The sequence below is a fragment of the Sorangium sp. So ce590 genome (genome assembly GCF_051521365.1).
Taxonomy (GTDB): domain Bacteria; phylum Myxococcota_A; class Polyangia; order Polyangiales; family Polyangiaceae; genus Sorangium.
In genome coordinates, this window is record NZ_CP150346.1 from 4,759,251 (window position 1) to 4,772,136 (window position 12,886).

The 12,886-nt window shown below is 76.3% G+C and carries 9 protein-coding genes; 3 read left to right on the forward strand and 6 right to left on the reverse strand.

The annotated features are described in order from the left end of the window. Nucleotides 1-11: 11 nt before the first annotated feature. Together WMF28_RS17865 and WMF28_RS17870 are read right to left on the reverse strand one after the other, a co-directional pair. Entirely contained in the window at nt 12-2,882 is a 2,871-nt protein-coding gene (locus WMF28_RS17865; protein WP_437603445.1) for a serine/threonine-protein kinase, read from the reverse strand. Between the two features lie 232 nt (nt 2,883-3,114). Beyond that, nucleotides 3,115-4,593, reverse strand: a complete 1,479-nt coding sequence (locus WMF28_RS17870) for a hypothetical protein (RefSeq protein ID WP_437603446.1) — start codon at nt 4,591-4,593, stop codon at nt 3,115-3,117. A gap of 498 nt (nt 4,594-5,091) precedes the next feature. Here WMF28_RS17870 and WMF28_RS17875 point away from each other — a divergent pair, with 498 nt between their 5' ends. Next, nucleotides 5,092-5,826 (forward strand): hypothetical protein, encoded by a 735-nt coding sequence (locus tag WMF28_RS17875; RefSeq protein WP_437603447.1) that lies wholly within the window; start codon nt 5,092-5,094, stop codon nt 5,824-5,826. A 21-nt stretch (nt 5,827-5,847) separates the two neighbouring features. Here WMF28_RS17875 and WMF28_RS17880 read toward each other — a convergent pair whose 3' ends face one another. Both WMF28_RS17880 and WMF28_RS17885 read right to left on the reverse strand, forming a co-directional pair. Then, a complete protein-coding gene (locus WMF28_RS17880; RefSeq protein ID WP_437603448.1) occupies nt 5,848-6,903 on the reverse strand; it encodes an outer membrane protein assembly factor BamB family protein in 1,056 nt (351 codons plus the stop codon). A gap of 520 nt (nt 6,904-7,423) precedes the next feature. After that, nucleotides 7,424-8,050 (reverse strand): CDP-alcohol phosphatidyltransferase family protein, encoded by a 627-nt coding sequence (locus WMF28_RS17885; protein ID WP_437603449.1) that lies wholly within the window; start codon nt 8,048-8,050, stop codon nt 7,424-7,426. Nucleotides 8,051-8,282: 232 nt separating this feature from the next. Here WMF28_RS17885 and WMF28_RS17890 point away from each other — a divergent pair, with 232 nt between their 5' ends. Then, nucleotides 8,283-10,703: a PQQ-binding-like beta-propeller repeat protein gene (locus WMF28_RS17890; protein ID WP_437603450.1), complete on the forward strand. Its 2,421-nt coding sequence runs from the start codon at nt 8,283-8,285 to the stop codon at nt 10,701-10,703. 46 nt (nt 10,704-10,749) lie between these two features. On the opposite strand, the gene WMF28_RS17895 is transcribed toward WMF28_RS17890, so the two are convergent. Then, nucleotides 10,750-11,322 (reverse strand): septal ring lytic transglycosylase RlpA family protein, encoded by a 573-nt coding sequence (locus tag WMF28_RS17895; protein ID WP_437603451.1) that lies wholly within the window; start codon nt 11,320-11,322, stop codon nt 10,750-10,752. After that, entirely contained in the window at nt 11,322-11,867 is a 546-nt protein-coding gene (locus tag WMF28_RS17900) for a hypothetical protein (RefSeq protein ID WP_437603452.1), read from the reverse strand. Before WMF28_RS17900 ends, WMF28_RS17895 begins: the two co-directional genes overlap by 1 nt. Before the next feature lie 363 nt (nt 11,868-12,230). Between WMF28_RS17900 and WMF28_RS17905 the strand changes: the two genes are divergently transcribed. Further along, on the forward strand, nt 12,231-12,872 hold the full coding sequence (locus WMF28_RS17905; protein ID WP_437603453.1) for an RNA polymerase sigma factor: 642 nt from the start codon (nt 12,231-12,233) through the stop codon (nt 12,870-12,872). Nucleotides 12,873-12,886 lie beyond the last annotated feature (14 nt).

Here is a 12,886-nt window from a genome sequence, read left to right on the forward strand (position 1 = left end):
CGCGACCTCTCCTACTCGGCCGCCTCGCTCAGCCACGCCCGCACGAGCTCGGTCGTGCGGGCGTCGTCCGCCACACGCTCGATGCGGCCGTCGTCCGCCACACGCTCGAGCAAGCGCGCCTCGCTCTCGACGCGACGGAGCTCGTCCACGACGGCGGGCGCCGGATCGCAGGCGATGCCGCGCGCCGCCCGCGCGAGCGCCGCGCCGGGGTCGTTGCCCCGCAGCGCCTGCCGCGCCGCCGCGAGGTGCGCCGTGGCCGCGCGCGCAGGCTCGCCGCCGCGCTCGAAGTGCTCGGCCAGCGCCCTGGGATCGGCCTCGCCGCGCTCCGCGAGGTAGCCGCCCGCGAGCGCGTGGCCGAGGCGCCGGTCGCCCTCGGTCAGCATGCCGTAGGCGGCCTCCCGGAGGAGCGCGTGGCGGAAGCGGTACGCGGCGTCGCCGTCCGCGCCCCGCACGCCGAGCCGCACGATCGCCTCGCGCCCCACGAGCTCGTCGAGCTCGCGCGCGAGCTCCGCGCGGCCCACGAGCGCGGCGACCCCCGCCTCGGAGAACGCCTCGCCGAAGACGCTCGCGGCGCGGAGCACCCGCCGCGCCTCCGGCGCGATCGCGTCGAGCCCGGCCTGCACCATCGCGAGCACCGTCTCCGGCGGCGACGAGATCCTGCCGCGGGCAGCGGCGTGGATCTGCTCCTCCAGATAGAACGCATTGCCGTCGGCGCGCTCCACGAGCGTCCTCACGAGGTCCGCGCTCGCCCCGGCGCCGAGCGCCTCCCGCACGAGCTGCTCGCCGCCCGCCGGCGGCAGCGGCGGGAGGCAGATCTCCCGCAGCAGATGCGGCTCCCAGAGGCCCGGAAAGCGCTCGCGCACGCCGGGCCGGGCCAGCGCGAGCACCGCGAACGGCCTGCCCCTCAGGCCGCGCAGCGCCGCCTCGACAAGCGCCACGGTCGGCAGATCGCCCCAGTGCAGGTCGTCGAGCACGAGGAGCACCGGCTGCGCGGCGCACTCGGCATCGAGGAAGCCCTCCCAGGCGAGGCGGAGCGCCTCGCTCACGAGGGGCGGACGCCGCCGCGATGCCCCGAGCTGCGCGTCGCCGTCGTCCGGGGACGGCGCGCCCGCGAGCTCGGCGAGCAAGGGCGAGATGCGCGCGCCGGCGGCGGCGCCGCAGCGGCGCTCGACGCGCGCGCGGATCTCGCGGCGCCTCGACGCGATCGGCTCGACGTCGAGCAGGCCGAGCCCGCGGCGGAGCGCGCGCTGGAGCAGGCCGAAGGCGGAGCCCGCGCTCATCGGGTCGGCCTGGCCGATCCACACCTCCAGGGGCTCGCAGCGCGCCCTGAGCGCGCGGACGAGCTCGTAGCCGAGCCGCGACTTGCCCGCCCCGACCGCGCCGGTCACGAGCACCGCCCCCGGGGACCTCCCGCGGATGCAGGCGTCGAGCTCGGCCACGATCAGCCCGAGCTCGCGCTCGCGCCCGACGTACGGCGTCGGCCGGCCGAGGAGCGCGGGCGGCGCCTCGGGCTCCTCGCGGGGGCCGTGCAGCCAGCACCCCGACGCGTCCCGGGTCGCATCGAACCGCGCGCCGAGCAGGCCCGCGGTCATGTCGTCGATCCGGATGGCCGCCGGGCGGAGCGGCTCGCGACCGCCCTGGACGAGCTGCACAAGGCGATCGATCACCGCGCCGACCGGCAGCCGGGCGGCGACCTCGGCCCGGCCGGTGACCAGGGAGAGCCGCGCGCCGCCGAGCAGCTCGCGGAGCGCGAGCGCGCAGCGGGCCGCCTGCGCCGCGAGATCGGTGGGCGCGGCCGACCCCGAGAGCGTGACGAGCTGCCACCGCGCCTCCAGGAGCTCGACCCGGCCGCGGTGGCGCTCGACGATCCCGCGGATCGCCCGCGACCGGCCCTCGTCCGCGGTATCGGAGAGGGTCGCCTCGGCGTCGGCCTCGTCCTCGCGGGCGAGGATGAGGCACATGACCCTCCGCTCGCTGGTCGTGATCTCGCGCGCGCGGTGCGGCGGAGGGTGCGACGACGAGGGCTGCAGCGGGGGCGTCGGACCCCCGTCGAGGCGCGGATCGAGCGCCTCCGAGGCGAGCGCCTCCGCGACCGCGCCGCCGTCGCGCGGCCGGGCCTCGCGGGCCTTCGACAGCATCCGCGCGACGAGCCGCTCGAGCCCGGCCGGGCAGTCGCCGCGGAGCTCCCTGAGCCGCGGCGGCTCCTCGAGGAGGACCTTCATGAGCACCGAGAGCGGGTCGCCGCCGGCGAACGCGGCGCGCCCGGTCAGGCACTCGAAGAGCACGCTGCCGAGCGCGAAGACGTCGGCGCGGACGTCGATCCGAGGCTCGCCGCGGGCCTGCTCCGGGGCCATGTACTGCGGCGTGCCGCGGATCTCGCCGAGCGTCGGGAACTCGTCGTCGTCCCCGGAGAAGCGCGCGGCGCCGAAGTCGATCAGCCTGGCGCGCTGGAGGTCGCCGCCCTCGAGGAGGAGGTTGCCCGGCTTCACGTCGCAGTGCACGAACCCGAGCCGGTGGACGGCGGCGAGCGTCTCGGCCACGCGCGCGGCGAGCATCAGGCTCTCGGCGATCGTGAGCGGCGCGCGATCGAGCCGCTCCGAGAGGGTCTCGCCCTCGAGCCACTCCGCCGCGAGATAGAGCCGGCCTCCCGCGGTCACGCCATGCGCGACGTAGCGGACGACGCCGGGGATCGCGAGCGTCGCGAGGGCGAGCGCCTCGCGCGCGAGGGCGCTCAGCGACGGGGTCGCCGCCGTCTGGAGGAGCTTGAGCGCCACCGGCGCGCCGGACCTCCGGTCGCGCGCGCGGTACACCCGCGCCGTCGCGCCGGAGGCAGCGTGCTCCTCGATCTCGAACCGGTCGTCGACGACCTCTCCTGATTGCATCGACCTGACGCGCTCCTTCCGGGCGCTCTGGCGCTTCTACACAGCCTGCCAGCTGCGCGCGTCCGCCGTCCACTGTCGCCTGCGGCGACGCCGCGCGACGTGACGCGGCGCGCATCCGGCTCGCCGTCGCGGCTCCCTGGCGCCCGCGTCGGTGTCGCGAGCACGCCGGCGCACCTCGGCCGCGCCCACGTCAGCGCCGCATGGACGCTGGCGCACCGCCGCGGCGACCGCGTCAGCGCGGCGCGGCGCCTGCGACCTCCTCCGCGGTGCGCCGCCGCAGCACCACGTAGCGGAGGTGCGGCACGCCGCTCACCGCCGCCGGCGCGAACGCCTCGCCGGCGCCGGGCAGGCGCGCGAGGTGCAGCTCCACCCCGCGCGCGAACCGCGTCGCGGTCCAGGGCGACGCGAGCGCCTGCCCCTCGGCGAGCAGCAGCACGAGCGCGTCCACCCCGCGCGCGTCCAGCAGCGCGCCGGGGATCCGCTTCGTCGTGTGCCCGCCGGGCAGCGCCGCGATGGCCGGATCCGTGACCCCCGCGAGATCCACGAGCGTCGCGCCGGTCGCGGCTCCGAGCCAGCCGATGTCGAGCGCCGCGACGACCTCGGCCCCGGCGAGCGCGCCGCGGAGCTCCTCGACGACGCGCAGGCGGTCGACGCCGACGCGCGCGGCGGTGGGCCCGACCCGGATCATCACGAAGAGCTGCCCCGCGAGCGCGAGCGCGATCCGGAGCGCGGTGGCGCGCGCGTCGGCCACCGAGGCGACGTGGGCCGCCGCGAGGGCCACCGCGGGGAGCGCCGGCACGACGAGGCGCGACAGCGGCATCCAGTCGCCGCCGGCCGCCGCGACCGCGAGGAAGTGCACGGCGATCGCCGCGAGCAGCCCGCGCGGCCACGCCGGCAGCGCCCGCCACGCGACCGGCGCGATCAGCGCCACCGGGCCGGTCAGGAGGAAGCACGCGAGCGCGTACCGGGCCCCGAGCGAGGCGTCCGGCGCCTTCGCGAGGGCGGCGAGCGGCGCCGCCCGCCCGAAGATCGCGAGCCGCGTGACGGCCACCGCGGCGAAGGGCCCGCCCGCGAGCGCGAGCGCGGCGAGCGCGCGGGCCCACGCGGGGCGCTCCGGTCGCGGCGGCGCGCCGCCTGCGCCTTCGGCGCGCGGGGCCGCCTGGGCCGCGAGCGCCACGACGAGCGCGAACGGCAGGAGCTCCGGCCGGAGCGCCGCCGCCGCCCCGGCGCAGGCCGCGCCGGCGAGCGCGCCGCCGAGCGCGGGCAGCGCGACCGAGAGGGCCCCGAGCGCCGCGACGACGCCCGTCTCCATGCCCGCCGCGGACCACGCCGCGAGCGGCGCCGACGCGGGCACGAGCGCGAGCGCCGCGAACCGCACGGGTCGGTCGGACGCCCGATCGATCGCGAGCGCCAGCGCTCCGGCGGCGAGCGTCCACGCGACGACGCCGAGCGCCTTCGCGGCCGCGAGCGCGGCGAGCGGGCCTCCGGCCGCGAACGGCGCCAGCACGAACGCCCACCCGAGCGGCGTCACGCCGTCGGTCACCGGCCCGGCCGCGTTGAAGCGGTAGCCCAGCCCCCGCGCGAGGTGGTGCGCGTAGCGCGCCGTGATCAGCGCGTCGTCGACCGTGAACCCCGAGAGGGCGAGCGCCGGGAGCAGCGCCGCGAGGGCGCCGGCGAGCGCGACGAGCAGCGAGCGCCTCCGCCCCGTCACGCGACCCGTGCGTCCGCGCGACACTGGAACGTGCAGGAGGACCGGACGCGCGACCCGGACCGGCTCCCACGCTCCGCCGCGCGCGCTCCATCGAGGACGCATCGGCGGAGGAGCAGGCGCTCGGGTTGCACGGCCGTCACCACGGCCGGCGATCGTGTGGCAGGCGCACGAGGGACGCAATTGCGCTCGTCCATCCGCGACCGCGTGGACGCGCGGAAGCGGGGCACGCGTCACCGCGGGCACGCGTCACCGCGGGCACGCGTCACCGCGGGCACGCGTCACCGCGGGCACGCGTCACCGCAGGCACGCGTCACCGCGGGCACGCGTCACGAGGAGCCGCGGACGTACGGACCCGGGCGCGCGGACGTCGCGAACGCCCGGGTCCGCCGTGTCGCTCGCGCCGTGTCGCTCGCGCCATGTCGCTCGCGCCGTGGACGGCGACGACGACACGGCGCCTCGTGGCAGCCATACGCCCTCGTGGCCGGTATAGTTGCGCGCATGGCACTTCCCGCCGCGCTCCTGGCCGCCGTCGAGCGGCATTCCTGTTTCACCGGCTGCTATCGCAGCGAATCGGAGGTCCAGGTCTGCATCGATCCCACGCAGGCGCTCGTGCCGACGGTGCCTGTCTGTTGCAGCGATTGCCTGAACTTCCACCCGGCGGCGCTCGTGAGCCTCCTGCCGCTCGGCATGACGTCGTACGCGCTGGCGAACGCGCTGACCGCCCACGTCCGATCGCTGCGCGGGTACAGATGGGCGACCGGCGGCTACCACACCGCGGGCACCGGCTTCTGGCTCAACGCCGCCTACTACGGCAACGGCCTCTTCCTCGTCGACGCCGCGCGCAACCGCAACGCGCGCACCGACGTCGACATGTTGATCGAGGCCTTCCAGCACGGCATCGTCCAGCCCGAGGACCCGCGCATGCTCGATCCGGCGCTCTACACGGCCGAGCTCGCCTACATCAACATGTCGCGACCCATCCTGCCGGTCTGCAGCAAGCAGGATCTCCTGGCGTCGCCGCAGCGCAGCGCCACGCCGAGGCAGGGGTTCTCGCGCGTGTCGATCCTGGAGTTCCAGCCGCTCGCCGTCGCCGGCGTCTCCGCGGGCGCGCAGCCGGCGAAGTCGGCGCCTCCGCCCCGCGAGATCAAGCTCGGCGACACGTGCCCGACGTGCGGCGCCGCCGTCATGGAGCGGCCGCTGTTCTCTGGCACCTTCGTCGGCTGTCTCTGCTGAGCGCGCGGACGCCGGGCCGGATCACGGGGGCTGCGGCGCCGTCGCGCGCCACACGGTGCCTCCGGTCGCCGGGTCGATCGCGCGCAGCGCGGCGCCGCTCACCGCGGCGCCGCTCACGACGTACACGTAGGGGCCCGCGGCCTTCGCCGCCACGAGCCGGTCGCCGAGGTAGCCCGCCGCGCGCTCGTACCGGCTGGCCCCGGACGCGGGATCGAGGGCGAGGATCCGCAGATCGGTGCCCTCCACGACGTCGACGCCGAGGACGATGGCGGCGCCGCCGCTCGCGACGAGGAAGAGATCCGGGCGCCCGCCGGAGCGCGGCGCGCGCGCCGGGAGCTCTCTCTTCCAGAGCGACGCGCCGCCGCGCCGCCCCTCGGCGGTGAGGCGCGGCGGCCCCTCGGCCGGCGTCGTGAGCACGACCTCCACGTCGCCGACGTGGACCACCTGGGGGTTCTTCTTGCGCTCCCAGAATTGCCCCGTGATCGCCGACGGCTGCGGCGCCGTCGGGCAATCGGCCACCGCGCCCCCGTCGAGCTGGACGCCGGTCGCCGAGCCGTCCTTCATCACGACGGTCGCGCAGCCCTCGCCTCCGGCGACCTCGTCGGGGACCCCGGGCAGGCTCGCCGCCCAGCGCGCCTTGCCCGTGCGGGCGTCGAGCGCGTGCAGCGTGGCGCTCTCCCCGCCCGCGAGCACCGTGCCGCCCGCGAGCACCGTGCTCAGGTCCGGACAGGCGAGCGCGTCCGGCTTCTCGAGCTCCTCCGAGGCCCAGAGCCACTGCCCGCTGCGTCCATCGACGGCGACCACCCGCCCGCGCGTCTTGCCGTCCTGCCACAGGACCGGGTCGGGCGCGTCGTCGCCGTTCGCGTCGACGAAGCAGAGCGCGTCGAGCTGTGTCGAGAGGTGGCGCGCTTGCGGCGCGGGATCCCGCGGCGGCTCGACGCGCGCGAAGAACATCACCGCGAAGCCGACCCCCACCGCGACCATCGCCACGGCGAGGAGCACCTTCACCGCCCGGGGCGGCCCCGGCGCCGGCGCGGCAGCGGGGGCGCCCGGCTGAGCGGCCGCCGCGCCTGCCACGCCGGGGTTCTCGGCGCCGCAGCGCGGACACGTGATCCCACGACCGCTTGCCTCCAGCGAGGCACCACAGCTCCTGCAGGGCCGCATCGCGCCAGTCTATCGCCGCGGGGGGCCCGCGATCGAGAGCGACGGCGCTCGATGCGCCGCTGAGCGCGCGGCCAGGCTGCGTTCAGCCCGAGCCGTGACCCGCTGCGGCTACTTTGCCCACAGCAGGGAGAGAGCGAGCTCGATGGCGTCGAAGGGCTCGACGCGAACGCGCGCGGCGTCGCGGTGGACCACCGCGGGTCCCCAGCTTCGGCGGGACGGCCTCGAGATCGGCGTACGTGGCGCGGCGCGGCTCCTCGGCGGGCTGGCCCGTGACCCGAGCCTGCCCGGGGGGGCGCGCGGCGAGGCAAGGCGGGGAGGAGCAGGCCGGGGCGGTGCGCTCACCGGCGCAGGGCTACGACGATGAGCGCCAAGGCCAGCCCGAGGGCGTGCGGGGCCGGCGGTGGGCTCGCCAGCATCGTGGTGAGCCTCGCCGCTACGGCTTCGGGATGCGCAGCGTGCCGCTGACCATCGCGCTGCCGCTCACGACGTAGACCAGGCTGAGCGGGTGGAACGCCCAGGGACCGAGCGCGATGGACCCGAGCCAGAGCTGCTCGTGCACGCGCCCCAGCGCGAAGAGCACCCCGAAGAGCAGCACGATGAGCAGGCTCGTGGGAATGGGCGTGCCCTCGTAGTAACGCACCTTCCCGCAATCGTCCGACAGCTCGGCCGCGGTCACGTTGTACCGCGCGAGGCGGCTGATCCCGCAGGCGACGAAGTAGACGAGCGCGGCGGCGTCCCACGGACCGCGCAGGCCGAGCGCGTAACCGAGCACCGCGGGCGCGACGCCGAACGAGACAACGTCGGCCAGCGAATCGAGATCGGCCCCGAGCGGCGAGTGCCGGCGACGCCACCGCGCGATCGTGCCGTCGAGGACGTCGCACGCGAGCGCGAGCGGCAGGAGCCCGAAGACCACCCAGATATAGATGCGCTCGCGCTCGGCCACGTAGTTCAGGCAGAGCAGGATGCTCAGGGTGCCGCTCGCCGCGTTCGCCAGCGTGAAGAAATCGGCCAGCGCGAACGACCGGAGCATCGAGAAATGGGGCGGTCTTTCGGGAGACATGGCGCTCGGGGGCCGGATTGTTGCACGTCCGGTTGGAATGCCAACCGATCTGCGCGCAGCCCGTTGGCGACCTCGGGCCGTCCTCGCGCCGCGGGGCTCGTCGAGCGGCAGCAGCGGCGGGGGCGCCAGGCGCCGGCGCTGTCTAGTCAGGTGGCACGTGCTTGTCCACTCCGCGGCTATCCGCGCACAAAACTTAGGACCCGGCCCCACGATGCCTAGCATCCCTCGACGGATGCCCGGACTGTCACTTGTCGCCGACACCACCCGATGCTCACCGGAGCTCGAGCGCACGTCGCTGCACGATGTGCTCGACTTCGTCTTGGAGGGGGCGCGCAACGCGCCTCCTCCACTCGATGAAGCGGCGCTGCCGCTACGCGCCGAGGCCGAGGCGCTGCCGCTGCTCTGCGATCTCGCCGAGGCCGCGGCGGAGCTCGCCTCCGGACGCCGCGCGCGCGCCGTCGTGCGGCTGTGCCTCGAGCCCGACCCCTGGGAGCTCGGGCTGGAGCGCGTGGGCCGCGATCTCCTCGTCACCGTCTTCCACGGCGGCGACGTGCCCGAGGTCGCCCTGCACGAGCGGCGCTTCGAGGGCGAAGCGCTCTGCGCGCGCGTCCTCGCGGCCGTCGATCGGTTCGCCTCGCGGAGGGGCTCGGGCGCGCGCCGCGACGCCACCTTCCCCCGCGACGACGCGGGCCACGGCGGGCTCGGCGAGCACCGGCTCCAGGCCGCGCGGAGGTGCCTCGCCGCCGCCCTGCCGTTCTCGCCCGACGAGGCGGGCGGCGAGCCCGCCATCGTGGGCGTCGAGCCGACCGGCGAGATCCCGATCGCCATCGCGGCCGAGGCGCTCCTGCGCACGTCCCCGGGCGCGGCGCTCGCGCAGCCGGCCGTGCTCCGGGCCGACCTCTTCTCGCTCCTCTTCCGGGGCAAGATCCGCGTGCTCGTGGGCGAGGAGGCGCGCGAGCTGCCCGACGTCTTCATCTTCCCGTTCGCCGAGCAGCTCGCGTCGCTGTCGCTCGAGTCGCTCGACGCGTGGGCGCGGCGGCAGCCCTACCACCGGCGGCTGACCGTCGGCGGCGCGATCCTCGGCGTGCGGCTGCACAGCGAGGGGGCGCTCTCGCTCACGCTCGGCGTGCCCCGCGTGGGCCGCGTCCCGCCCGCCGATCCGCGCGCGCTCGGCCGCGGCTCGCCGTTCGCGGGCGCCGAGGAGCGGGCGAAGACCTGGACGTTCCCCGCCGTCGACGTGGCCGCGCTCGCCCAGGGCGTCGTCGCGTTCGGGAGGGCGCTCGCGCGCAGCCTCGTGCGCCGAGATCGCGGGCAGACGTCGAACCTGCGCCTGTTCGAGTTCCGGGCGCGCGTGCGCGAGCTGGCCGAGCGGCTCCGCGAGCTGACGCGCAACGACGCGAAGATCAACGTGGCCCCGGAGACGTACCGCGCCTTCGCGGCGGCGGCGCGCCCGCAGGCCGCGGCCGAGGACACGTTCGGGCGGACGCGGCTGCGCTTCACGGCCCGGTGGGTCGCGGCGATCCCCTCGCTGGATCTCCGCGCCACCTTCCTCTGCGGCGACGTGCTCGTCGTGGGCTCGACGCGCGAGCTCACCTGCATCGATCGGCGCACCGGCGAGTGCCTGTGGCGCAAGCAGGCGCCGCGCGCGGTCTCGGTGATGACGCCGGTCGGCCTCGGGCGGCTCCTGCCCGACGGCACGCTGCAGCTGCACGAGCTGTCGACCGGCGAGGTGGCCTGGTCGGCGCGGCTCTCGCCGCGCGTCGGCGCGAACGCCTCGGGCGCGGTGGTGAGCGCCCCGGGGCTGCCCCGGATGCTCATCGTGAGCGAGGGGACGCGCCACCTCGCGGCGGTGGACCTCTACTCCGGCGAGGTGCGCTGGCGCTACGCCGCGCGGCGCGGCGAGAACTTCCGGCTGCGCCGCGCGGGCAAGCTCGTCGTGGTCGGCAGCGGCGAGCCTGCGCTCGCGGCGCTCGACGTGCTGAGCGGCGAGGTCGTCTGGCGCTTCTGCGACCGGCTGCCGTTCGCGTCGCCGGTGGCGGTCGATCAGGACGCGCTCTTCGCGCTGGCCGGCGACGGGGCGTTCGTCGGCCGCGGCGGGGCGCGACTGCACCACCTCGACCCGTGGTCGGGCGAGGCGCGGTGGACGGTCGACCTGCCGAAGCACGTGGCGCCGGTCGGCGCGCCGCTGCTCGGGCCCGAGACGGTGTGCGTGGTGACCCACGGGCGGCGCGGCACCGGGCTCGTGGGGATCGATCGCCGCACCGGGGCGACGCGCTTCGATCTCACCGCGTGCGCGGCGACGGCCTCGTGCCTCATGGTCGACGACGTGGTCGTGGTGAACAGCGAGACGGGCGAGCTCGTCGGGGTCGGCGCGCACGACGGCGCGGTCCGGTACCGGCACGTCCTCGCGGGCGGCGTCGAGGGGGACCGGCCGCGGCGCCTCGAGCCGGTGCTCCGCTCGGGGGCGCTGTTCGTGCCGCAGAGCGAGGTGCACGTCGTGCGGCCACGCGACGGCGCGCTGCTCGGCAAGGTGCCGACCGACCTCATCCCGGATCTCCTGCGGGTCGACGAGCGGTGCGACGTCTACGTCGCCGAGGAGAGCGGCCACCTCGCCGCCTTCGCCGCGGCCCCGCGGCTCAGCCTCGTCCAGTAGCAGCCCGCAGGTCGAAGCCCCCTGGCCGCCCGGCGCCGCGGCGCGATCAGCGCGACCGCCGCGCCGGCTTCCAGATGAGCTCGAGCGACACGTCGGTGACCCCGTCCTTGATGAGCCCGATCCGCTCGGCGGCCCTGCGCGACAGGTCGATGATCCTGCCGCGCTTGAACGGGCCGCGGTCGTTGATCCGCACGCGCACGCGGCGGCCGTCCCGGCGGATCACATCGACGAGCGTGCCGAAGGGGAGCGTGCGGTGGGCGGCGGTGAGCGCGCGGGGGTTGTAGGGCTCGCCGCACGCGGTGGCGCGGCCCTTGAACTTGTCGGCGTAATAGGTGGCGCGTCCGCGCTGGATCGGGACCCCCTTCGTCGCGGCCCGGGCGCTCGCGGGCGCGATCGGCGTGGAGACGCGGCCGCCCGCCTCGTCCAGGTCGTCGTCTCCGGCCCGACCCGGCCCGGGCCCCGCCAGGGGGCCAGGCGGGCGGGAGACCTCGGTGGACAGGGGCGGCGCGTCGCCGCTCGTCCGGGCCGGGATCGGCTGGTGCGCGGAGCAGGCCGGGGTGCAGAGGAGGAAGAGGAGGCCGAGCGCTCTCGCCGCGGCGCGACGTCCCGCCAGCGTCATCACGTCGCCTCGGGCGCGGCGCGGTCGGCCGACGAGGGGTCGAGGGCGGCCGCGGGCGGGGTCACCGCAGCGACGAGGGCCAGCTCGGCGGGCGCGTTCCCCTCCCCGTCCACGAACAGCCCCGCCTGGGCCCTGGCGTTGGACCGCACGAACCTGGCCAGCTCGCGGAACGGCACGCCGGTCGGGCAGATCTGCTCCTTCTCGGCGAGCACCTCCTCCGGCACGTGCGCCAGCGCGAGCGCCGCGGCGTCGAAGTCCGGCATGCTCCGCGAGGACGCGAGCACCACGGTCATGAGCCCGGGGTAGGCCCCCCTGGAGGCGGCGATGCGCTCGGCCTCGCCGAGATCGCAGCGCCCGCACGCGATGCAGCGGGAGAAGCCGGGCAGCGCCGCGCGCTCGGCGGGCGAGAGCGGCGGCAGGCCATCGGCGTCGTAGTTCTCGCGGAAGAGCGCGAGGCCGCTCGGCCCGTCGAAGAGACGGCGCACCACGACCTTGAGGAGCGACCACGCGAGGACCGCAAGGGCTAGAGCACGGCCGGAAAGCACGCTCGGTCCATAACCCGAAACAGGGCCGCGCGCAGACCCCGATGCGCGCCGGCGTCGCCGGAACGGCGCCGGCCCGGGGAGCGCGGCTGGATCTTTCCATCCTGGTAGCGGGCGTCACCTCCTCGCGGCGGGGGGCGCCGCGCGGCGCACCTCGCCCCGCCGCGCGGCGCACGATCGCGGAACGTCGCTCGTACCCGCGGAGATGCGCTTGAAAGCCGCGCCTGCGCGCTGTCCTCGGCGCGCAGTGAACCCTCGTTAACAGCTCGCGAGGTGCGGTCACAGGGCCACGGCCGCACGCCGCCGACGAGCCGCCCTGCTATCCGCGCTGACGGCGCTGGCACGTCGGGTGCTTTGACCTCCGGCATGCCCAACGACTTGCCTCTCTGCGGTAAGGGATGCTCGGAAGACCTCGGCGACGGCGCCGATGGGGTGCTGGTGAAGGAGATGATCGCAGGGAGCGAGCGCGCCTGGCGCGCCTTCCACGCCCGGTACGACCGGCTGGTCCACCGCTGCATCCGCGGCGTGATCGCCCGCTTCTCCGCCGTGGTGGCGCAGGACGACATCCGCGACATCCACGCGACGCTGCTCATGCAGCTGCTCTCGAACGACATGCGCAAGCTGCGGACCTTCGACGCGGACCGCGGCACGCGGCTGAGCTCCTGGATCGGCACGCTCGCCGTCCACTGCGCCTACGACCACCTGCGGGGGGCGCGGCGCGCGCCGCGCTGCGCCCCGCTCGATGACGCGGCGGTCGAGCTCCCCTGCGAGCGCCCCTCCCCGCAGGAGCACGCCGAGCGCCGCGAGCGCGCCGCGATCGTGGGGCAGGTGCTCCACGATTTCTCGGACAAGGACCGCGAGTTCGTCGCGCTCTACTTCGGCGAGGGCCTGCCCCCGGAGCAGATCGCGGAGCGGATGCACATCAGCGTGAAGACGGTCTACTCGAAGCGGCACAAGATCCAGAGCCGCCTCGAGGCGATGCTGTCCGGCGCGAGCCTCGCGGCCTGAGCCACCCCCTCCCC

Coding starts and splice junctions, on each gene's coding strand:
- WMF28_RS17865 (WP_437603445.1), bottom strand. CDS start 2,882: ATGCAATCAGGAGAGGTCGTCGACGACCGGTTCGAGATCGAGGAGCAC.
- WMF28_RS17875 (WP_437603447.1), top strand. CDS start 5,092: ATGGCACTTCCCGCCGCGCTCCTGGCCGCCGTCGAGCGGCATTCCTGT.
- WMF28_RS17885 (WP_437603449.1), bottom strand. CDS start 8,050: ATGTCTCCCGAAAGACCGCCCCATTTCTCGATGCTCCGGTCGTTCGCG.
- WMF28_RS17890 (WP_437603450.1), top strand. CDS start 8,283: ATGCCCGGACTGTCACTTGTCGCCGACACCACCCGATGCTCACCGGAG.
- WMF28_RS17895 (WP_437603451.1), bottom strand. CDS start 11,322: ATGACGCTGGCGGGACGTCGCGCCGCGGCGAGAGCGCTCGGCCTCCTC.
- WMF28_RS17905 (WP_437603453.1), top strand. CDS start 12,231: ATGCCCAACGACTTGCCTCTCTGCGGTAAGGGATGCTCGGAAGACCTC.